Origin of the sequence: Paraburkholderia sediminicola (assembly GCF_046026855.1) — a bacterium.
GTDB classification, from domain to species: Bacteria; Pseudomonadota; Gammaproteobacteria; order Burkholderiales; family Burkholderiaceae; genus Paraburkholderia; species Paraburkholderia sediminicola_A.
On the sequence record NZ_JAQQET010000006.1, the window covers coordinates 89,618 to 111,491 of the forward strand.

Annotated in this window: 18 protein-coding genes; 4 read left to right on the forward strand and 14 right to left on the reverse strand. The window is 61.9% G+C overall.

Going from position 1 to position 21,874, the window contains the following annotated elements:
* Positions 1–51 precede the first annotated feature (51 nt).
* A complete protein-coding gene (locus PQR40_RS08565; protein ID WP_408388171.1) occupies positions 52–1,671 on the forward strand; it encodes a YifB family Mg chelatase-like AAA ATPase in 1,620 nt (539 codons plus the stop codon).
* A 332-nt stretch (positions 1,672–2,003) separates the two neighbouring features.
* On the opposite strand, the gene PQR40_RS08570 is transcribed toward PQR40_RS08565, so the two are convergent.
* Positions 2,004–2,588, reverse strand: a complete 585-nt coding sequence (locus tag PQR40_RS08570) for a hypothetical protein (RefSeq protein ID WP_408231803.1) — start codon at positions 2,586–2,588, stop codon at positions 2,004–2,006.
* 256 nt (positions 2,589–2,844) lie between these two features.
* On the opposite strand from PQR40_RS08570, the gene PQR40_RS08575 reads away from it, so the two are divergent.
* On the forward strand, positions 2,845–3,375 hold the full coding sequence (locus PQR40_RS08575) for a TlpA disulfide reductase family protein (protein WP_408231800.1): 531 nt from the start codon (positions 2,845–2,847) through the stop codon (positions 3,373–3,375).
* 89 nt (positions 3,376–3,464) lie between these two features.
* Here the strand turns inward: PQR40_RS08575 and PQR40_RS08580 are convergent, their stop codons facing one another.
* The 8 genes from PQR40_RS08580 to ugpQ form a co-directional block, all read right to left on the reverse strand.
* Entirely contained in the window at positions 3,465–4,817 is a 1,353-nt protein-coding gene (locus tag PQR40_RS08580) for a sigma-54-dependent transcriptional regulator (protein ID WP_408231797.1), read from the reverse strand.
* 17 nt (positions 4,818–4,834) lie between these two features.
* Positions 4,835–6,871: a sensor histidine kinase gene (locus PQR40_RS08585; RefSeq protein ID WP_408508764.1), complete on the reverse strand. Its 2,037-nt coding sequence runs from the start codon at positions 6,869–6,871 to the stop codon at positions 4,835–4,837.
* Between the two features lie 46 nt (positions 6,872–6,917).
* A complete protein-coding gene (locus PQR40_RS08590) occupies positions 6,918–8,198 on the reverse strand; it encodes a dicarboxylate/amino acid:cation symporter (RefSeq protein ID WP_408508765.1) in 1,281 nt (426 codons plus the stop codon).
* Positions 8,199–8,681: 483 nt separating this feature from the next.
* Positions 8,682–9,752: an ABC transporter ATP-binding protein gene (locus tag PQR40_RS08595; protein ID WP_408231788.1), complete on the reverse strand. Its 1,071-nt coding sequence runs from the start codon at positions 9,750–9,752 to the stop codon at positions 8,682–8,684.
* Positions 9,753–9,784: 32 nt separating this feature from the next.
* Complete coding sequence (locus PQR40_RS08600; RefSeq protein WP_408214207.1) at positions 9,785–10,576, reverse strand: ABC transporter permease; 792 nt, start codon at positions 10,574–10,576, stop codon at positions 9,785–9,787.
* Positions 10,573–11,511 carry an ABC transporter permease gene (locus tag PQR40_RS08605; RefSeq protein WP_408231785.1) on the reverse strand — a complete coding sequence of 313 codons (939 nt, stop codon included), beginning with the start codon at positions 11,509–11,511 and terminating at the stop codon, positions 10,573–10,575. The genes PQR40_RS08600 and PQR40_RS08605 overlap by 4 nt, the downstream gene beginning before the upstream one ends.
* A 158-nt stretch (positions 11,512–11,669) precedes the next feature.
* On the reverse strand, positions 11,670–12,782 hold the full coding sequence (locus tag PQR40_RS08610; RefSeq protein ID WP_408338754.1) for an ABC transporter substrate-binding protein: 1,113 nt from the start codon (positions 12,780–12,782) through the stop codon (positions 11,670–11,672).
* 98 nt (positions 12,783–12,880) lie between these two features.
* Positions 12,881–13,666, reverse strand: a complete 786-nt coding sequence (gene ugpQ, locus PQR40_RS08615) for a glycerophosphodiester phosphodiesterase (RefSeq protein ID WP_408231779.1) — start codon at positions 13,664–13,666, stop codon at positions 12,881–12,883.
* A gap of 564 nt (positions 13,667–14,230) precedes the next feature.
* Between ugpQ and PQR40_RS08620 the strand changes: the two genes are divergently transcribed.
* Complete coding sequence (locus tag PQR40_RS08620) at positions 14,231–15,001, forward strand: DeoR/GlpR family DNA-binding transcription regulator (protein ID WP_169485360.1); 771 nt, start codon at positions 14,231–14,233, stop codon at positions 14,999–15,001.
* Between the two features lie 34 nt (positions 15,002–15,035).
* Here the strand turns inward: PQR40_RS08620 and PQR40_RS08625 are convergent, their stop codons facing one another.
* A complete protein-coding gene (locus tag PQR40_RS08625; protein WP_408231776.1) occupies positions 15,036–16,703 on the reverse strand; it encodes a Na/Pi cotransporter family protein in 1,668 nt (555 codons plus the stop codon).
* Positions 16,704–16,952: 249 nt separating this feature from the next.
* Between PQR40_RS08625 and PQR40_RS08630 the strand changes: the two genes are divergently transcribed.
* Positions 16,953–17,636 carry a histidinol-phosphatase gene (locus PQR40_RS08630; protein WP_408508766.1) on the forward strand — a complete coding sequence of 228 codons (684 nt, stop codon included), beginning with the start codon at positions 16,953–16,955 and terminating at the stop codon, positions 17,634–17,636.
* 109 nt (positions 17,637–17,745) lie between these two features.
* Here PQR40_RS08630 and PQR40_RS08635 read toward each other — a convergent pair whose 3' ends face one another.
* From PQR40_RS08635 to lipA, 4 genes are all read right to left on the reverse strand, one after another.
* Entirely contained in the window at positions 17,746–18,615 is an 870-nt protein-coding gene (locus tag PQR40_RS08635; protein WP_408231770.1) for an ABC transporter permease subunit, read from the reverse strand.
* Positions 18,612–19,418 (reverse strand): taurine ABC transporter ATP-binding protein, encoded by an 807-nt coding sequence (locus PQR40_RS08640; RefSeq protein WP_408388167.1) that lies wholly within the window; start codon positions 19,416–19,418, stop codon positions 18,612–18,614. Before PQR40_RS08640 ends, PQR40_RS08635 begins: the two co-directional genes overlap by 4 nt.
* Positions 19,419–19,459: 41 nt before the next feature.
* A complete protein-coding gene (tauA, locus tag PQR40_RS08645) occupies positions 19,460–20,482 on the reverse strand; it encodes a taurine ABC transporter substrate-binding protein (RefSeq protein WP_408508767.1) in 1,023 nt (340 codons plus the stop codon).
* A gap of 379 nt (positions 20,483–20,861) precedes the next feature.
* Positions 20,862–21,869: a lipoyl synthase gene (lipA, locus tag PQR40_RS08650; RefSeq protein ID WP_408508768.1), complete on the reverse strand. Its 1,008-nt coding sequence runs from the start codon at positions 21,867–21,869 to the stop codon at positions 20,862–20,864.
* Positions 21,870–21,874: the final 5 nt, after the last annotated feature.

Here is a 21,874-nt window from a genome sequence, read left to right on the forward strand (position 1 = left end):
GTTTTAGGGGACTCGAGCGCGCCCTCGGCGCGCCGTCCGACGGGAGAAAACATGTCGCTTGCCGTGGTGCGCAGTCGCGCGCCGGCCTCTGGCCGCGCGCCCGAAGTAACCGTCGAGGTTCACCTCGCGAACGGATTACCCTCTTTTTCGATCGTCGGCCTTCCAGATCTGGAAGTGCGCGAAAGCCGCGAGCGCGTGCGCGCGGCGCTGCAAAACTGCAGCTTCGATTTCCCTGTGCGGCGCATCACTGTCAACCTCGCGCCCGCCGATTTGCCAAAGGAATCCGGCCGCTTCGATCTGCCGATCGCCTTAGGCATTCTGGCGGCGAGCGGGCAGATTCCGGCCGAGTCGCTCCTGCATCGTGAGTTCGCCGGCGAACTGTCACTGACCGGGGCGCTGCGACCAATGCGCGGCGCTTTCGCGATGGCCTGCGGGACGGCTCGCAGCGGCGCGTCTCACGGCAGCCTGGGCGGCGTTTCTGCTCCTGCCAGTGCGTCTACTCGTATTACTTCGGGTGAACCCACGATGTCCGAGACGTCCGCTCAGTCCACCCCGCAGCTCTACCTGCCTGCGGCAAGTGCGGCCGAGGCGGCGCTCGTGCCCGGTGTCGATGTCTACGGCGCCACCGACTTGCCATCGCTGTGCGCGCATCTGGCCGGCGCGCCCGACGCCCGGCTCTACCCAGTCGCAGCACCCGACCTCAGCGAGACCACGGCGGCCGCGACTCCCGACATGAGCGACGTGATCGGCCAGCGCGGCGCACGCCGCGCACTTGAAGTGGCCGCGGCCGGCGGACACCATGTCTTGCTGGTCGGGCCACCTGGCGCGGGCAAATCGATGCTCGCTGCTCGCCTGCCAGGCCTGCTCCCGCCCATGACCGACGACGAAGCACTCAGTTCGGCAGCATTGCTGTCCGCCAGCCGGACCGGCTTTACGCCCTCGCAATGGCGGCAACGGCCGTTTCGCGCACCCCATCATTCGTCGAGCGCACCCGCACTGGTCGGCGGGCGCAATCCGCCGCAACCCGGCGAGATCACCCTGGCGCATCTGGGCGTGCTGTTTCTGGACGAGCTGCCGGAATTCGACCGCCATGTGCTGGAAACCCTGCGCGAACCCCTCGAAGCCGGTCGCATCACAATCTCGCGCGCCGCCTTGCAAGCGGATTTTCCAGCAGCCTGCCAGTTGATCGCCGCGATGAACCCTTGCCCATGCGGATGGCGGGGCGACCCCAACGGCCGCTGCCGCTGCACGCCGGAGATCGCGGCGCGCTATCTGCGCAAGCTGTCCGGGCCGCTGCTCGACCGGATCGATATCCAGATCGAGATTCCGGCGCTCACGCCGGCGGAGTTATCGGCACGCTCCACCGCCACCGGTGAGGCCAGCGCGACGATCGCACAGCGGGTGAATGCCGCTCGTGAGCGGCAACTGGCAAGGCAGGGCAAAACCAACCGGGAACTGGGCGGACGAGAAGTGGACGAGGTCTGCCGTCCCGACGCAGCCGGTGAAGCATTGCTGCGCCAGGCTGGCGAACGCTTCGGCTGGTCGGCGCGTGCTTATTACAGGGTTCTGAAGGTGGCGCGGACCATCGCTGACCTCGCCGGCACCGCCATGCCGAGCGCCGCGCAGATCGGTGAAGCCGTTCAATATCGCCGGGCTTTTGGGTCGGTATAAGGCGAAAAATCTACTGTCAAGACTTGACTTATGCACATATGCGCGTTCCAGATAAATTTTGAAACATCTGAAAGGCGCACGGAAGCGTAGGTCAAAAAGGCATTGATTTGATTGAGTTTTTTCGACGACCCTAAGTTGGCTCAATCTGACAGAATGCCCACGGGATGGGCATCTGAGGCAAAAAATGCGAAGTTCTCAACAGAGTTATCCACAGGCTTTGTGAGTAACCGAAAAACTTCAACGTAAACCGGGAATTAGCGCGCGATCCTGCGAAGGAACTTTCACTGTGCACCGTGATCTCGCGTGCACTGAATCGCCCTAAACTACTGCTCTCAATACAGTTGGAACGACGTAAAAAACTGGTCGATCTGCTCCTGTTGCAGCGGCTTGGAAGCGATGATCGCCGCCTGATACACATGCCGGCCGCGCGCAACCAGCCGCGCATAGACGGTTCGCGTTTCGTGCTGCGAACCGGCCTCGCCGGTCAGCTTCATTTCCAGACCCAGCACCTGACCGCCGGCGGCGAGCGGGATTTGCACCGCGTGCGCGTCCGGCGGGGCGCCGACATTGCGGGCGAGGCCCGTGCGCAAGAATTCGAGGGCGGCGCGCTGTGTCGCTTCGTTGTCGTTCGGCAGCATGACTGTGCCGACCGCGAACACGGCATCTCCGGCTTCGGCTGTCTGCATCGCCATCTGCATCGGCGTGCCGTCGATCTGGACCGCGCGCTGATCGTTGCCGGGCTTGGCCGGCAGGTCGACGGTGTAGCCGTTGTCGTTATTCATGATGGTGCGCCAGTCAAAGGTCGGCGAACACGCAGCCAATGCGCCGCCCAACACCAGCGCGCAAGCCACCGTGCCGAGTACGGCATGCGCACGCTGCAAGCCAGAAGCGGCGCCGGCCGGACGGCCGCCGGTCAAGGAGAAACTTGAGAATTGGCTAACGGGGCAGTCAAACGGGATTGTCGAGATGCGGGTGAGGAAACGAAAAGCGGTTCGGAGCATGGGGACAGAAGATCGGGCTGACAGGAACGTAAAGCTCCATTATCCCCTCCTGGGCCGCCCTCTGCCGCGCGACCGGAATGGGGCTACAATAGCGACGCCAAGCAGTACCGGGTTTAAAGCCCAAGCCGAAGCACTGTTCCGCGCCTTCTGCGCGACTCTCGAGGTTCCGTTCATGAGTTCCACCCCGTCCACCGCCGCACGGCGCGCGAATCCGATTCGCACCATCATTATTGCCGTGGTGGCCATCGCGATTGCGATTGCCGGCTATTTCGCGTTCGCCGGTCAGCAGCGCGTGCCCGATGCGACCTTTACGTTGCTGTCGGGCCAGAAAGTCTCGACCGCCGACCTGAAAGGCAAGGTCTATCTGGTCAATTTCTGGGCGACCAGTTGCGACACCTGCATGAAAGAAATGCCGCAGATGGTCCAGACCTATAACCGCTTCAAGGGCAAAGGGCTCGAGTTCGTCGCCGTTGCGATGAACTACGACGCGCCAATGTACGTGGCCAACTACACGCAAACGCGCCAGTTACCGTTCAAGGTTGCGATGGACGACGGCTCGGCCGCCAAGCAGTTCGGCAATGTCCAGCTCACGCCGACCACCTTTCTGGTCGACAAGGACGGCAGGATTCTGAAGCGCTACGTCGGCGAGCCCCAATTCGCGGAACTCGACCAGTTGCTGGAAAAAGCGCTGAACGCGGCCTGATTGCCGCCCGATTGCTACGTAACGCCTGAAGTAAAGCGCTCTGACTCGAACACGCCGGCGTCGCATCTCGCCGCCGGCGCTTCAAATTCTCACCGTTCCCCCTCTCCTTTGGCCGCAAGGCCATATCGCTTGATCTTCTCGTAGAGCGTCGCCTTTCCAAGCTGCAGCTTGTCTGCCGCGACCGCGACTACACCGCCGGCCTGCGCCAACGCCTCCGCGATCACCGCCCGCTCGAACTGCTCGACACGTTCCTTCAACGGCTGGGTCGCTGCGCCATCATCGGAGAAAGACATGACCGGATCGTCGGCCACGCCGAGCACGAAGCGGTCGGCGGCATTGCGCAGTTCGCGCACATTCCCCGGCCATTCGCGCTGCATCAGGCTCGCGCGCTGCCGGTCCGTGAGAATCGGCGCGGGGCGTTGGTAACGCACCGCTGCATCCAGCAGGAAGTGTTCGAACAACGGCACGATGTCCTCGCGACGCTCGCTCAACGGCGGCAACGCGATCGTCACCACGTTCAGCCGATACAGCAAATCGCGACGGAACGAGCCGTCCGCGACATGCTCCACCATGTCGCCCTTCGCGGCAGCCACCACGCGGCAATTCACGCGAATCGGCTGATTCGAGCCGAGCCGTTCCAGCACGCCGTCCTGCAACACGCGCAGCAGCTTGACCTGCAACGCGAGCGGCATGCTCTCGATTTCGTCGAGGAACAGTGTGCCGCCCGAGGCATATTCGAGCTTGCCGATCCGCCGTTTTGCCGCACCGGTGAATGCACCGGGTTCGTAGCCGAACATTTCCGATTCGAACATCGGCTCCGGTAACGCGCCGCAATTCACCGCGATAAACGGTTTGTCACGCCGCGGCGACAGTTCATGCAGACTACGCGCGATCAACTCCTTGCCCGCGCCGGTGTCGCCGTTGATCAGCACCGACGCGTCGGTCGGCGCGATATTCGCGATCAGACGGCGCACCTGTTCGATCGCCGGACTATGGCCGATGATGCGCGGCGCCACCGTGTTCTGCCCGGCCAGCTCGCGGCGCAGCGCGAGGTTCTCCAGCACCAGCTTGCGCCGCTCCAGTGCGCGTCGCACGGTTTCGATCAGACGCTCGGATGCGAACGGCTTTTCGATGAAATCGTACGCACCGTCACGCATTGCCTGCACTGCCATCGAAATATCGCCGTGACCGGTGACCAGGATCACCGGCACGTCGGGCGCGCGCTCGTGGCACTGCGCGAGCAGCTCGAGTCCGCTCGCGCCAGGCAAGCGAATATCGCTGACGATCACTCCGGAGAAATCCGCGCTGATCATCTTCGCCGCGGATTCCGCCGAGGCATGGCCGATCACGTCGAAGCCCGCCAGTTGCAAACTCTGCACGCTAGCGCGCCGCACCAGTTCATCGTCTTCGATATACAGCACTTGCAAGCCGTGATTCAGCATGGGGTTCTCGTCTTGATTCAGGAGCCCGTGGTGAGCGGGTCCGATGTGTGGCTCGTCTGCACGCGCGCGCGGCGCAGCGTCAACACGAATAATGCACCGCCGCCCGGTGCGTTGCGCGCCACCAGTGTGCCGCCGCAGTCGCGCGCAATCGACGATGAAATCGCAAGGCCAAGCCCTAACCCGTGACCCATTTCCTTCGTCGTGAAGAACGGTTCGAACAGGCGTGGCAGCACGTCGTCGGGAATGCCTGGGCCATTGTCGCGCACGGCGAACGACAAGCTCGACTCAGTGGCTTCGATGTCGATCGAAATGCGCGGCGGTGTCATCCCCTCCGTTGCGTCGAGCGCATTGCCGAGCAGATTGATCAGCACCTGTTCGAGGCGCAGATCGTCGCAATGGGCAATCAGATCGGGATGATCGTCGGCCAGATTCAGAGGCGTGCGCGCGCCGGCATCGGCATCGGCATCGACATCGACATCGACATCGACATCGACATCGAGCAAAGCGAACTCGACCTCAACGCCTTGCAGGCGCTTTTGCAGCAGCGCGATGACGTTGCGCAACGCTCGCATGATCGGCGCACGCGCGCTGCGCGGCCGCGCGCGCCCGACGAACAGCTTCAACTGATTGGTGATCTTGCCCATGCGCTCGGTGAGCGCCGCGATCGCTTCAAGATTTTCGCGCGCTGAGGCCTGGTCGCCGCGATCGAGCAGCACGCGCGTGTTGTCGGAGAAACCGCGCAGCGCAGCGAGCGGCTGATTCAATTCATGCGTGATGCCAGCCGCCATCTGACCCAGCGCAGCGAGCTTGCTGGCCTGGATCAGTTCATCGTGCGCTGCGCGCAGTTCCTGTTCGGCGCGCGTACGCTCGGCGACTTCCTTCTGCAATTGTTCATTCGCCTGGGACAGATCGGCCGTGCGCTCCGCCACCCGCTGGTTCAGCTCCGCGTAGGCTTTTTGCAGTAACGCCCGACTGCGCATCACTTCGCGCACCCGGGCGCGGCGCATTCTCCAGTAGAACGCGAACAACACTAGCGACACGTATCCGAGACCGGTAACGATGGTTGTATTGCGCGCGTCGGCGTCGACCGGATCGACAGGCGACATGGTGATCAGATGCCAGTCCGGCTCGCCCATGCCGCGCCGCGACGCCAGATAGCGCGGTGCATAACGGCCACCGCCGATACGCACGATCTGCGCATTGCCTTCGAGCGTGCGCTCGATCGTCACCGGCAGCGGCGCGATCGGCTGCTGCGCGTACTGGCGCGCCTGATAGATCGAATCGGCGACCGGTCCCGACAACGGCCGGATCGTGTGATATTTCCACGCCGGCACCGACGACAGAAAGATCACGCCGTGATCGTCGGTGACAACCAGGGGCTCGGACGCATCCGCGCCCTGAAACCATTCGAGATCGAGTTTAACAACCGCCACGCCGACGATCTTGCCGTCACGCCGCACCGGCTGCGAGATGTAGTAACCCGGCGCCTGCGAAATCGTGCCGATGCCGAAGAAGCGGCCCACGCCACCCTTCACCGCATCGAGAAAATACGGCCGGAATTGATAACCCGCGCCGATGAAACTGCCCGGCCCGTGCCAATTGCTCGCGGCGACGCAATAGCCGTCGAGGGGAATGATGTAGGTGACCGTTGCCCGCGCATGGCGGTTGAGGTCCTCGAGATAGAGATTAGCGCGCTCGACGTTGCCCGGGCTGGGATTGACCAGCACGTCTTGCACAATGGGATGTTCGGCCAGCAGATAAGGCAGCGATTCATAACGCTCGAGCGTACTTTTCAGCGCGCTGGCGGTGCGATCGACTCGCACCGCGGCGTTGTGCCGCAAATTGTCGATGCCGCGCTGCCACGCGATGCTGTACGTGAGCCCGCACGCCGCCACGAGCCCGGCAACGAGCGCGAAGAGAATCAGCAGGCGGCGCGTCACGTTGGCAATTCCCGATCGGAGAGGATCGGACATTGTGGCATAAGGCGACGCGCCGTCGGCGCGAGCTTCGTCGGCCGACGGCGCGGGATCACGGCGCGCGGCCGCCGTTTTCATACGTAGACCTCCGCGGCCGTAATCGGAGTCGTGTGGCAGGTCCGGCTTAAACCCCAGCCGGCTCTTTGACCGCCACGTCTCCCCGCAACGCGGCGTTCAGCTTGTTGCGGTCCAGTTCCTTTTCCCATGCCGACACCACGACCGTCGCCACGCCGTTGCCGACGATGTTCGTCAGCGCGCGGCATTCGCTCATGAAACGGTCGATACCGAGAATCAGCACCATGCCCGACAACGGAATGGTCGGCACCACGGCGAGCGTTGCGGCCAGCGTGATGAAGCCTGCACCCGTCACACCGCTCGCGCCTTTCGACGTCAGCATCGTGACCGCCAGCAGCGTGAGCTGCTGCATCCATGTGAGGTCGGTGTTCGTCGCCTGAGCGATGAACAGCACGGCCATCGTCATATAAATGTTGGTGCCGTCGAGGTTGAACGAGTAACCGGTCGGCACCACGAGGCCCACCACCGAGCGCGAGCAGCCGAGCTTTTCGAGCTTCAGCATCAGTTGCGGCAGCGCGGCTTCCGACGAACTCGTGCCCAGCACGATCAGCATCTCTTCCTTGATGTACGCGACAAAACGCAGAATGTTGAAGCCCACCGCACGCGCGATGATGCCGAGCACGACTACCACGAACACGATCGAAGTCAGATAGAACGTGCCGATCAGCTTGAGCATCGGCAGCAGCGAGCCGATGCCGTACTTGCCGATCGTGAACGCCATCGCGCCGAACGCGCCGATCGGCGCCAGCTTCGTGATGATGCGCACAATGCCGAACAACACATGCGAGAGTCCGTCGATGAAGTTCGTGACGACCTTGCCCTTCTCACCGGCCGTGGCCAGCACTGCACCGAACAGCAGCGCAATCAGCAGGATCTGCAGGATTTCACCCTGAGCGAAGGCCGACACGAGCGTGTCGGGAATGATGTGCATCAGGAAGTCGACCGTGGTCTGGCCGTGCGCCTTCGCGGCATACGAAGCGACAGCCTTGCCGTCGAGCGTGGCCGGATCGATATTGAAGCCGACTCCCGGCTTCAGCACATGCGTCGCGATCAGGCCAAGCACCAGTGCGAACGTCGAGACGATTTCGAAGTACAGCAGCGCCTTACCGCCGACGCGCCCGACCTTCTTCATGTCTTCCATGCCGGCGATACCCGTCACCACCGTACAGAAGATGATCGGCCCGATCACCATCTTGATCAGCTTGATGAAGCCGTCGCCGAGCGGCTTCATGTCGACGGCGAAGTCCGGCGAATAATGGCCGAGCGCGATGCCGATGATGATCGCCACGATCACCTGGACGTACAGCACTTTGTGGATAGGTTTCTTCACGATATTTCCTGCGATGTGGGTGAGCTCAAGGCCTGCCACGCTGCGCATCATGCGAACGAATACTCGTCACGCCTGTGCACGGCATTAGGCCGCGACAAGACGACGAATTCAGAAATACCGGGAAGGGAAATCAGCCATCGTTGTCTCCTTGCTTTAGTTGTCGGACCGTTGCGGCCGCGTGATCTAAATTGCAAGGTCGATGCCAGCTTGATGCACGGCGAATCGCTTTGATTTTTATAGATTTTTTTGGATGTCACTGCATACCCCGTCCGGGATTCCGGAAATCCGGACAAGAGGTGTCGGGGAATCCGGAATCCCTCGAGGCGCTGAGTTCGGGAAAACCCGGAGAGCCTTTGGGGCTGCGGCTTTCGCCTGGTTCAGCCGAAACTGCTCAGCCTGCGTGCAGGGCTTTCGCACGCGTCAGCAGAAACCACCCAGCCGTACGCGCGGCTTTCGCCCACGCCTGGCACTGCTGTTCGGTTTCTATGCCCCGCCCTCTTCGAGTACCAACAAGTTCTCGTGTGAGAAACCGAGCGACACCGGCTGTCCCCGTTCGGGCAAGCCGCGATTCGGGTCGTTGAACACATCGAGTGAAATGACTGCATCCTTCACGCGCGTTCTGATGCGCACCACCGCGCCGAGGAAATTCACTTCTTCGACCGTTGCGTTCAGCGTGTTGCGGCCCGGTGCGGCCGGCTCCAGCACAATGGCTTCAGGCCGCAGCGCGAGCATGCGTTTCTTGCCCGCGTCGTCTGCCGGAAGTTCCTGCGTGGTGGTCAACTCCTGACCGTCGACGGCCATCTTGCCGGTTTTCGGGTCGATCACATGCCCCGCCAGGATGTTCAACGTGCCGACAAACGATGCGACAAAACGCGTGCGCGGATAGTTGTAGATCTCCGAAGGCGTGCCGACCTGTTCGACACGCCCCTCGTTCATCACCACGATGCGGTCGGAGATCGACAGCGCCTCTTCCTGATCGTGCGTCACGAAAATCGACGTGATACCCAGTTCACGCTGCAACGCGCGAATATCCTGGCGCAGCGAAATGCGGATCTTCGCGTCGAGCGCCGAAAGCGGCTCGTCAAGCAACAGCACCTGCGGCTTGCCGGCCAATGCGCGCGCTAACGCCACGCGTTGCTGCTGACCACCCGACAATTGCCACGGGTAACGCTCACCCAGATGCGGCAGCTTGATCAGTTGCAACATCTCTTCGACGCGCTTGCTGATCTCCGCCTGCGGACGATGCGTGATCTTCAGCCCGAAGCCGATGTTGTCGGCCACCGTCATGTTCGGAAACAGCGCGTACGACTGAAACACCATGCCGACCTTGCGTTGCCGGGTCCGAAGGTGCGTCACGTCCTTGTTGTCCAGCCGGATGATGCCGCGCGTCGGCGTTTCGAAGCCGGCGATCATTCGCAGCACCGTGGTCTTGCCACAACCCGACGGCCCAAGGAACGTGATGAATTCGCCACGTTCGATCTTCATGTCGAAGTGATGCAACGCCGTGTTCGCCCCGAAGGACTTGTGCAGATTTTCGATCTCAAGGAATGCCATGATTCGCTACCTTAGTCGGTCAAATGAGTCCGTCAAATTTTCTGGCCGCTAAGCGCGCGGGCCGAGCCGAATACCTGAATCAAACCCATCGACGCCCACGTAATCACGAACGCGATGATCGCAAGCGCCGACGGTTCGTACGCGCGGTTCGCACCGATCAATTGCAGATACGGGCCGAATGCGGGCCGGTCGAGCAGACTCGCCAGCGTGAACTCGCCGATCACCACCGCAAAGGTGAGAAACGCGCCAGACAGAATGCCCGAGCGGATATTCGGGAAGATCACCTTGAACAGAATCGTCGGCCAGTTCGCCCCGAGACATTCGGCGGCTTCGGTCAGCGAGCGCACGTCAACCGCGCGCAAACCGGCGTCGACCGCGCGATACATGTACGGCAGCGAGAGCGTCACGTAGCCGAACACCAGTAACAGGTCGGTCGCGCGTTCGTTGCCGGTGAGCGGCAGAATCGAGCTGCTGTTATAGATACGCAGATAGCCGAACACGATCACGATCGCAGGCACCACCAACGGCAACAGCGTGATGAATTCGACGACCGGCCGCAGCTTCGGCAGGCGCAACTGCACGTAGTACGCGGTCGGCACCACGAGCAGCACACCGACGATAATCGTCAGCACCGCCATCAGGATCGAATAACCAAATGAAGCCTGAAAACGCGGATCGCTCAGCACGACGCTATACGCTTCGAAGCTGTAGACCCCGCGCTTCATGCGCAGGCTGAATTCGAAGGTGGCGAGCAACGGAATCAGAAAGTACAGCGACCCGACGATCATCGCGGTCCACGCGCCCACACGCGACTGGCTTTTCATCGACGGCCCCTTTCGGCGCGTGAACGCAACCAGATGTAGCCGCCGTTCGACAGCCCGGTTACAAGCACCATGCCGAGCGCGAGTGCGTAGCCGAGATTCTGGTTGTGCATCACGTCGCCGCGAATCTGCGCGTACAGCAGGATCGTGACGATGTTCAGCGAACTGCCGGTCAACGCATAAGCCGTGGCGACCGCGCCGAAAGAGTTGGCGAACAGCAACAGCGTCGCGCCAAGCACGCTCGGCCACAACACCGGCAACGCAACGTGGCGCCAGTATTGGAAGGCCGTGCCGCCGAGGCAGTCGCAGGCCTCACGCCATTCGCGCTTCAGGCCGTCGAGCGCGGGCGTGACGATCAGCACCATCAAAGGAATCTGGAAATACAGGTAAGTCAGCGTCAAGCCGGAGAAACTCAGAACGCTGAAGCCCGTCGAGTATAGATTGAGGCCGAGGTACTTCTTCAGCAATACGGTCACCAGACCGACGCGTCCCAGCGTACAGATGAAGGCGAACGCGAGCGGCACGCCGGCAAAATTGGAAGCGACCCCGGAGAACGTCATCAAGGTAGGACGAATCCAGCCGGGCAATTTGCCTTGCACCGCTGCCCATGCGAGCAGCGAGCCGATCAATGCGCCGCCGATCGCGGAAGCGGCGCTTACCTTGAAGCTGATCCAGTAGGCGTCCATCACCGTGGGCTGGAGCAGGTCGCGAAAGTTGCCGAGCGTAAAGTGACCTTGCGAATCCTGAAATGCGCCGACCATCAGAAAGCCGGTTGGCAAAATCAGAAACAATAGCGCGAAGGTAAAAAACGGCACCACACCGATCCAGGCGAGGAACTGCGACGCGCGGCGCGGACCGTCGACGCGAGGCGTTGGCGTGGGCACAGGCGGAACCAGCAATTCCGGCGGCACCGCTCCAGCATCCGATGAAGCGCTCATAGCTCACCCTTGGGGCTTTCTGGCTAACGCCTGACGCGCCGCTCTCGTCGAGCGGCGCGTCAGCTTTGAATCTGCATATTGCGGTTAGCAACGGCAGCGTGTGCAGCATGCGATTGATCGCTGCTCCGCTGCCGCCGCAACCGCTTGCGTCGAGACGATTACTTGACGTTCGCGCCGACCGCTTCGTCCCAGTGCTTCGTGATGGTGTCCTTGTAGGCGTCCTGTTGGGACAGCGTCGGGAACACCACATTCTTGTATGACGACGGCGGTGGCAGCTTGTCGAGAAGAGCCTGTGGCACTTTTTTCGCCGCCACCAGTTCGGTGTAGCGCATCGGATGGCAATAGCCGGTCAGCCAGCCGATCTGGCCTTCATCCGAGTACAGGTATTCCATCCACAGCTTGGCGGCATTCGGATGGGGTGCGTAGGCGCTGATCGCCTGAACGTACACACCGGCGACAACGCCCGTCTTCGGAATCACCACCTGCACCTTCGGATTACCCTTCAGCGTGTCACGGTCAGCCAGCGCGTTGTAGTCCCAACGCACGACGATCGGCGTGGTGCCTTGCGCGAGCGATGCGGCCTTGCCGATCACCGGTACGAAGTTGCCGTTCTTGTTCAGGTCGGCGAAATACTTAAGTCCGGCCTTGTCGGCCTTGCTCACGTCGCCCTTGCTTTGCGACAGGCCCGCGGCGAACACAGCCTGGATTGCCTGATTGGCCGTGCGCGGGTCGCCTGCCAGCGAAACGGCATTCTTATAGTCTGGCTTGAGCAGATCGCTCCAGTCGGACGGCGCCTTGTCGATCATGTCGGCGTTCACTTCAAACGACAGCACGCCGTAGTAATCGCCATACCAATAGCCGTCGGCATCTTTCGACTCTTTCGGAATCGAGTTCCACGAAGCGACCTTGTACGGCTGCAGCAAACCTTCGGCTTTCGCGGTCGGACCGAACGACAGACCCACATCGATCACGTCAGGCGCTTGCGGACCCTTGTTGCCTTTGTTCGCCTTGATGGCTTCGACTTCGTCGCCCGAACCCGCATCCGGATTCAGCTCGTTGATCTTGATGCCGTACTTCTTCTGAAAGCCGGCCACCAGTTGGCCGTAGTTGCACCAGTCGTGCGGCAACGCGATCACGGTGAGTTGACCTTCCTGCTTGGCGGCGGCAACCAGTGCATCGAGCGGCGCGGCCGAAGCGCTGCTCACGCCGGCTGCGGCAACACCCGCAGCGGCCGACATCGAAAGTAAACGAGCTAACGCGGTGCGCTTCATAGTCTTCCCCATCCTCTGCCGAAATTGCTACGTTTGGAAAATTTCTAATTTCTAGCTCTATGGGCGCACGCCTGTGCAAGCTCGCGCCCGCGCCATGCTCAGTCTGGTTTCGCCCGCGCCGAAAACATGTCGTGCTCCAGTCTATCGATGCGATCTGTACAAATCATGTCGACGCCCCATTGCGCAAGCAACTGCGCACGCGCCGGGTCATTCACCGTGTAGGCCAGCACGCGCAGCCCGGCTGCCTTGATTTCGGCGACCAGCGGCTCGGTCAGATGCCGGTGGCTCGCGTGCAACGACACGCAATCCAGTTCCCGCACGATGCGCAACCAGTCAGCCGGGACCTCTTCGAACAGCATGCCGCGCGACAGGGAGGGCGCCGCGTCGCGCGCTGCGGCGAGCGCCTCGAACGAAAACGATGATAGGAGCGGCGGCGTTTGCCCTTGCCACAAAGTCAGTGCGCCGCTTGCGACCAGGCGCCCGGTGATCTCGTCGCGACCCGGGCACGGTTTGATTTCGACGTTGGCGGCAATGCCATCCCGCGCGCAACGCCCAGCGGCCTCGGCGAGCGTCGGCAGGTGCGTGCCGGCGAACTGCGGCCCAAACCACGCGCCGGCGTCGAGCGCGGCCAGTTGTTCCCACGTGTGTTCAGCAGCGGCGCCATGGCCGTTGGTCGTGCGTTCCAGCGTGTCGTCGTGCAACAGAAAGAGCTGGTTGTCGGCGGAGAGCTTGGCGTCGAATTCAACCATGCGGTAGCCGTAGCGCACGCAAGCGTCGAAACCGGCCAGCGTGTTTTCCGGCGCCAGCGTGCCGCCACAGCGATGCGCAATCAGCCTCGGATACGGCCAGTCTGCGGATAAGGTGCGATCAATCCCGTTTCCCACGTCTCGTTACCTTCCAGATAGAGCGGACTAGTATGCTCTCGACACGTTCCCGGCTGCCACTGCCTCCATGCCACAACTGCGCCTTGCAGCCTTTACGCGTGAGCCCCGCGCGTAGTATCGCGCCAATGGGCAGCGCTGCGGTAGCTGGCCACACGGCCAATGCCGTGCGCCATCCGGGTCGCAACGGCCCTGCAATCCTATTGTCAGGATGCCGAACCGTGTGACTTCCAGGCAGCGGCGCATACAGCAGCAAATTGATCAGGCGGCAAATCCCCGGATCCATTATGGCAACGATATGGGTCAATCAAATTGCCAAAAAACGCCGCGAAATGCTCGAAATGAGACATTTCAATTCCTTTTCGAACATTTGATGTTCGAAATAGGCGCCACGCTTTGATCTGCGAAGGCTAAGATGAAATACACAAACTTGCAAGCTGCCAAAAAAATACAACACAATTCGGCTAAGGTAGTACGCTTGACATCGTCCGGACACACATCCGTGCCCACGATGGCATCATTAAAAACAAGCCCTGTGAACGCGCGTTCGCATCCAAGGAAAAATGCATGTGGCAGGAAGACCGTCATCAGAGAATTCGCGCGTTGCTGTCGACGCTTCAACGCGTGTCGACCGAACGGATCATGGCGGACCTCGGGGTGTCGCGCGAAACCGTGCGGCGCGATCTGCTCGACCTGGAAGCGCTCGGTGAATTGCGGCGCGTGCATGGCGGCGCGATCAAACCCGCCGACGAGGCACCCATCGCCGAACGCGCCCACATGCGCGTCAAATCCAAAACGGCGATTGCCAAGGCGGCCATTGGTTTGATTGCGAGCGGTCAGACACTTTTCATCGACGCGGGCACTACCACGGCGGCACTCGCTGAAGAGCTGGCGAAACTGGCGAACCTGACGATCGTCACCAACTCCATCGACGTCGCGCTGAAAATGCGCGGCGCCGTTGACCAAACGGAGGCGGCCAACGAAGTGATCCTGCTGGGCGGCTCGATCAGCGACCGCGCAATGGCGACTACCGGCGCCACCACCGTGCTCGACATCCAGCGTTATCGTGCGGACATGGCCTTGCTCTCGCCTGTCGGCATCGACCACCGGCATGGCGCGACCAATTACGATCACGCTGAAACCGAAGTGGCGCGCGCCATGGTCGCTAACGCAGACCGCGTGGTGATCCTCGCCGACTACAGCAAGATCGGTCAGCGCAGCCGGATCTCGTACTGTCCGGTCGATCGGATCGATGTGCTCGTCACCAACAAAAAGGCGGCCGAAGCCGCCGACTTTGCATCGCTCAAAAAGAAGCTGGAAGAGATCGTTCTGGCTTAGGGCGCCGGCATGTTCGGGGCCGTGCGCGAACGCCTCATTCCTTCACATGTATTGTGTCGAGCACGCGCTTGCGCAAACGCGTGTCGTGCAGCGCGCCGGCTGCGTCGAGTACCGGATAGGCCGTCGAACAGAACAGCGAATTGAGCCGCTTCATGTCGCTGATCAGATCCAGATGCAACGCGCTGGTCTCGATGCTGCGCAAGGTTTGCCCGGCGAGCCGGTCCAGGTGTTTGTATGAATACGCCCGCTCGAGATCACGAAAGCGCTCTTTTTCCGCCAGCAGTTGCTCGGCGCAACGCAGATCGTTATTCAGAAACACCGACAGGCCGAGCTGCAGGTTGCTGACGAGCCGTGCCTGCAGATCGTCCAGTTCACCGAGCCCCTCCTCCGAAAACGACAGCCGGTGCGCGATCTTCTTTTCCTCGATATCGCGGACGATTCGTTCGATGATGTCGCCCGCGTGCTCCAGGTTGATCGTCAACGAGATGATGTCGGTCCAGCGGCGGCTATCGGCCTCGTCGAGCTGCTCGCGCGAGATCAGCGTCAGATAGGTTTTGACCGCCGCATACAGTTCGTCCACGTCGTCGTCCATACGGACCGTTTCGCGCGCCTTCTCGAGGCTGTTGTCATGAATCAGGTCCGCGACGTTATCGAGCATGGTGCGCACGATGTCGCCAATGCGCAGCACCTCGCGGGCGGCGTGCGCGAGTGCGAGCGTAGGCGTGGAAAGCGCGGCGGCATCCAGATGCAACGGCCGCAATTCGCCGTTGGGCAGCGGCCGGTCCGGCAACACCCGTGTGCAGATGCGCGCCACCGGGTCGATCAGCGAAAGGCATGCGCAGCAACGCAGCGTGTTGTAGATCACATGAAAGCCGACCACCGCTTCGCGAGGATTCGCGATCAGCACCGGCAGCCCGCGTGCAAGCAGCGGCGCGAACGGCAGGATCAGCAACGCGCCAGCCAGCTTGAATGCCAGGCTGCCCATGGCGAGACGCCGCGCCGCCGTGTTCTGCGCAAGCGTGCCCATCAGCGCCAGCAAGCCGCTGCCGAGGTTCGCGCCGATCACGAGACACAGCGCCACCTTCAGCGAAATCACGCCGGACGAGGCGAGCGTCGCCGTCAGCAGGACCGCCGCGAGGCTCGAATAGGACAGCACCGCAAATGCCGCGCCGACCAGCGCGTCGAGCATCGTATCGCCGGTCAGCGCGCCGAACATCACACGCACGCCGGCGCCTTGCGTCATTGGCTGAGCGGCTTCGACGATCAGGTGCAGCGCCAGCAGGATCAAGCCCAGTCCGATCAGCGTGCGGCCAAGCTGACCGAGGCGCGTTTGCTTGCGCGACAGAAAGAGCGGCACGCCGAACAGAATCAGGATCGGCGACAGCCATGACAAATCGAGCGTGAGCAACCGTGCCATCAGCGCGGTGCCGACATCGGCGCCAAGCATGATCGCGAGGCCGCTGGTGAGCGGCAGGAGACCCTGCGCAGCGAACGACGTGACGATCACCGCCGTTGCATTGCTGCTCTGCACGAGGCTCGTAACGCCAACGCCTGCGAAGAAGGCCCGCCAGCGACTACTGGTGCTGCGCCCAAGGACGCTGCGCAGGTCGGCGCCGAGCACACGCAGGATGCCGGTACGTACGATGTGCGATCCCCACACGAGGAGCGCCACACCAGCCAGAAGGTTAAGGAGAATCAACATAAGGCACTGCGCATCCGTTCCTGCTGCCATGACCCGAACCGCATGCCGCACGAACCGGCACCCGGGCTGTTTATGACAGTAGTGTTGCACATTTTTGCCTTATTGTAATTTTGTGCTTTTAAATATACGCTCGTGCCAAACTGTGAATGGCTATGTTGCTATGTGCCGGATCATCGCCCGCGACGCGACTCGCTCGATCACCTGGTTTGCCCACTTCATCACGACATCACGACATCACGAGGACTCTGGATGAGCCGCAACCTTGCGCTGTTCGACCTGGACCATACGCTGCTGCCGCTCGACAGCGATCAGGCGTGGGCTCACTTCATTGCCGGGTTGGGTATAGAAGGCGCCGCGCAGCATGCGGAAGAAATCGACGATTACTACCGGCAGTATGTGGCCGGCACGCTCGACATGGCCGCCTATCTGAACTACACATTGGCGCCGCTGGCTCGCCATTCGCGCGAGCAGCTCGACGCGTGGCATGCGCAATTCATGGAGGATGTGATTGCGCCGGCAATCCTGCCGGCCGCGCGCGAACTCGTGCAACGTCATATCGAAGCAGGCGACCTGTGCTGCATTGTCACTGCCACCAATGTGTTCATCACGAAGCCGATCGGCAAGGCGCTTGGCTTCGAACATCTGCTGGGCATCGACCTCGGCACCGAAGGCGGCGATCCTTTGGCGCGCTTTACTGGAAACGCCGTCGGCGTGCCGACTTTCCGCGAAGGCAAGATCACACGCACCGAGGATTGGCTGGCTTCGCTCGGTCATCGTCTGCAGGATTTTCCGCAGAGCTGGTTCTATAGCGATTCGATCAACGACGTGCCTTTGCTTGAGCGTGTTACGCATCCGGTCGCGACCAATCCCGACCCGCGTCTGCGCGCCATTGCCACGGAACGCGGCTGGCCGGTGATTGAATTATTTCGCTGAAAGCTGGCTGCGGCCTGCCTGAGCGTCGGGCGGAAGGCGGCTTCCACTTGCCGCTGATATCAGAGGCGCTTCCTGTCACTTACGACTGGTGCCGCCTGGACCGCACCAACTACACACGCCCCTTCCACGGCACCAGCCGCCGCTCCAGCGCACGCATGCCGAGATCGAACAACCACGCGATCAGTCCGATCAGCACGATGCCCATCACCACCACGTCGGTACGCAGAAAGCTCGACGCATTGAGCACCATCTGACCGAGACCGGCGGTGGCTGCGACCATCTCGGCGGCCACCAGGGTGGTCCAGCCAAAGCCGATCGCAATCCGCAAGCCGGTCAGGATCTCAGGCAACGCCGCCGGCAGGACCACAAAGCGCACGATCTGTGTGAAACGGCCGCCCAGCGAATACGCCGCATGAATCTGCTCGATGGTTGCACTGCGCACGCCGGCACGTGCCGCCATTGCAATCGGCGCGAAACAGGCGAGGTAGATCACGACGATCTTCGCCGTCTCGTCGATACCGAACCAGATCACCACCAGCGGCAAATACGCAAGCGGCGGCAACGGCCTGTAGAACTCCAGCGGCGGATCGAGCAAGCCGCGTACAACCCGGCTCACACCCATCAAGATTCCGACCGGCACCGCCGTGACCGCGGCTAGCGCAAACGCGCCGAACACGCGCAGCGCACTCCATGCGAGATGCTCGGAGAGCGGCAGGCCGCCTTGAATGCGTCCGTGCCACGCGTCCAGAAACGCCGCCCAAACGGCCTCGGGCGTTGGCAGAAATAGCGGCGGCAGCCAGTGCAAATGCGTAGCGAACCACCACAGCGCCGCAAGCGTCGTTACCGAGACCGCGCTCAGCGCCGCAGTCGGACCTTCGCCCGGTAAGCGCCAGCCGCGCACCGGGCGCGCGTTACGTCGCGGCGGCTCGCTTGCCTGGGTCAGAGGCACATTGCCCAAAGATTCGCGCGAAGCTGTCACGACAGCACCTCTTCCTGATTTTGTTCAGTCCGTTCGTGCAGACGGCGCACCAACCGCTCACGCCATTCGATGAACTCTGGCGACGACTTGACCTCGCGTGCATCGCGAGTCTCGAGAAAGCGCCGCGCGAAGGGCAGCTCATAGCTCTCGGCGATACGGCCCGGGCCTGGCGTCATCACGACGAGGCGGGTCGCCAGAAACAGTGCTTCCTCCACGCTGTGCGTAATGAAGAACACCGTCTTGCGTGTACGGCCCCAGACGTCCAGCACGAGTTCCTGCATCGATTCGCGCGTCATCGCGTCAAGCGCGCCCATCGGCTCGTCCATCAGCAACACTTGCGGATCGCTTGCCAACGCGCGCGCAATGCCCACGCGCTGCTGCATGCCGCCCGATAGCGCATAGACCCGCGAACGCGCATGCGTCTCAAGCCCAACCAGCGCCAGCATCTTCAGTGCGATGCGCTCGCGCTCCGCCTTCGGCACACGTTGAAACCGCAAGCCGAGCGCGACGTTACCGAGCACATCGAGCCACGGCATCAGCGCGTACTTCTGGAACACGACGCCACGGTCCGCACCGGGCCCAAGCACGGGCTCACCGTTCAGACGCACTTCGCCTTCGGTCGGTTGAATGAAGCCAGCGATGCAGTTCAGCAAGGTTGTCTTGCCACAGCCCGATGCACCCAGCGCGACGACGAACTCACCCGGTTCGATGCGCAGATCGACGTCAGCGAGCGCGATGTGCGGCGCCGCACCGCGTGCGCCTTCGTAGGCGACGTGCAGCCGCCGGATCTCAAGACCGCTCATCGCCGTGCCTCATGGTGCTGATGGATAACCATGCTCAAAAGTTAATGCGCCGCACGCTGCACGAACTGCGGATCGACGCCGGTCGAGTAATCGGCCAGCACGTTCTGAATCGTGCCTTGCGTCTTCAGGAACGTGGCGGTCGCGGCCAGCGATTTAGCCGCGCCCGATTGCGCACCGCCGCCAAGCCATGCATTCGAGGCCTGCTGGGCCGGTGTCGGGAACGCATACAGCGCGAGGCTCGCCGGCACTTCCTGTGCGGTGGCGCCGGATTCCTTCGCAACCGCTTCAACCTGCGGCGACGTCGCGGTCCATGCCGACGTGTGATCGCGGTAGCTTGCGTCAGTCGCGGCCAGCACCTTCACGAAACGCGCCACGAACTCCGCGTTCTGGCTAGCGAACTTGCGGTCGACGACAAAGCCGTCGAACGTCGCCTTCCCGGTTTGCTGTGCAACCTGACCCGACGTGATCAGCACCTTGCCGTTTTTCTTCACCTTCGCCAGAACAGGATCCCAGATGTAAGTCGCGTCGATGTCGCCGCGCGCCCACGCTGCCGCGACTTCAGGCGGACGAAGATTCACGATCTTCACATCGGACGGATTCACGCCGGCGTTCTGCAGTGCGACCAGTGTGTGAAAGTGTGAAGTGGACACGAACGGCACGCCAATTTTCTTGCCCTTCAGACCGGCGACACTGGTGACATTCGAACCGTCTCGCGCGACCAGCGCTTCGGCGTCGTTGATATTGTCCAGAATCCAGAACAGCGAAATATCGACGCCCTGCGACAGCCCCGCTGCGATCGGGCTCGACCCTGCTTCGCCGAGTTGCACCGAGCCGGAAGCCAGCGCGCGAATCACGTCAGCGCCGCTGCCGAGCTTGCGATAGGTGACCTTATAGCCAGTGGCTTTTTCCACTTCGCCGGTTGCCTGCGCATAGCGCCACGGCACGACCATGTCCTGATACGCGATCACGACCTCTTTGGTGTCGGCGTGTGCAGCGGAAGAAAATGGCGCGGACAGCGCGAGCAGCGTAGCAAACGCGGCGAGCGGACGAAGCAAGCGGTTCATCGGGAAGCCCCTTTAGTGTGTGTTGTCTGGGAGGCTTTCGACTATAGGGAGTTTGTCCGGGGACGGTTCCAATTAATCCGCGATTGCTAATTACGCTGTTCGAGCATTGCTTTTCACGTTGAGCTGGATCGGTGTGACTGTTGCGGCGGGCAGTGGGCGGGTTCTAGCGAATGATGACGGCGAGGGATGCCTTGGCGCAAGCTGGCCGTTCGGCGGCGTGATGTCCACGACTTGCAGCTGCTCGCGCGTTGTTACGGCCAGGCAACGCCAGCAGATTTCCGGGCAGCGCGGCTGAACCGCCCACTCCCACACCCCAAAAAAACAAAGCCCGCAACACGTGCGGGCTTTGCATTTTCAAACTGACAACACACTGAACCGTTCAGACCACCCCCGCTCCATGCGCCTGCAAATCGGCGTGGTAGCTCGAGCGAACCATCGCGCCTACCGCTGCGTGCGTGAAGCCCATCTTGTACGCTTCTTCCTCGTACATCTTGAACGTGTCCGGATGCACATACGAGCGCACCGGCAGATGGTGTTCCGACGGTTGCAGATACTGGCCAATCGTCAGCATGTCAACGTCGTGCTCGCGCAGATCGCGCATCACTTGCAGGATCTCTTCTTCGGTTTCGCCAAGGCCGACCATCAGGCCTGACTTGGTCGCAACATTCGGATGCAGCGCCTTGAAGTCCTTCAGCAGCTTCAGCGAATGCGCATAGTCCGAACCGGGGCGCGCTTCCTTGTACAGACGCGGCACCGTTTCGAGGTTGTGGTTCATCACATCAGGCGGTGCGGCGTTCAGAATGCCGAGCGCGCGATCCAGACGGCCACGGAAGTCCGGCGTCAGAATTTCAATGCGTGTTTCCGGCGACAGCTCGCGCGTCTCACGGATACATTCCACGAAGTGAGCCGCGCCACCGTCGCGCAAATCGTCACGGTCGACGCTCGTGATCACCACATACTTCAGCTTCAGCGCGGCGATGGTGCGAGCCAGGTTGCCCGGTTCATCCACATCGAGCGGATCGGGGCGGCCGTGGCCGACGTCGCAGAACGGACAGCGGCGCGTGCACTTGTCGCCCATGATCATGAACGTCGCGGTGCCCTTGCCGAAGCATTCGCCAATGTTCGGGCAACTCGCTTCTTCACACACCGTGTGCAGGTTGTGCTCACGCAGGATCTGCTTGATTTCGTAGAAGCGCGAATTGCCGGTGGCCGCCTTGACGCGAATCCAGTCTGGCTTCTTCAGCTTTTCGATCGGGATGATCTTGATGGGAATACGAGCGGTTTTGGCTTGCGCTTTCTGCTTCGCGGTGGCGTCATAGGCTGCAACGGTAGCCGGCACGGCATCAGGAACAGGAGAAGCTGCGAGGTTCGCGGTAACGTCAGTCATTCGTT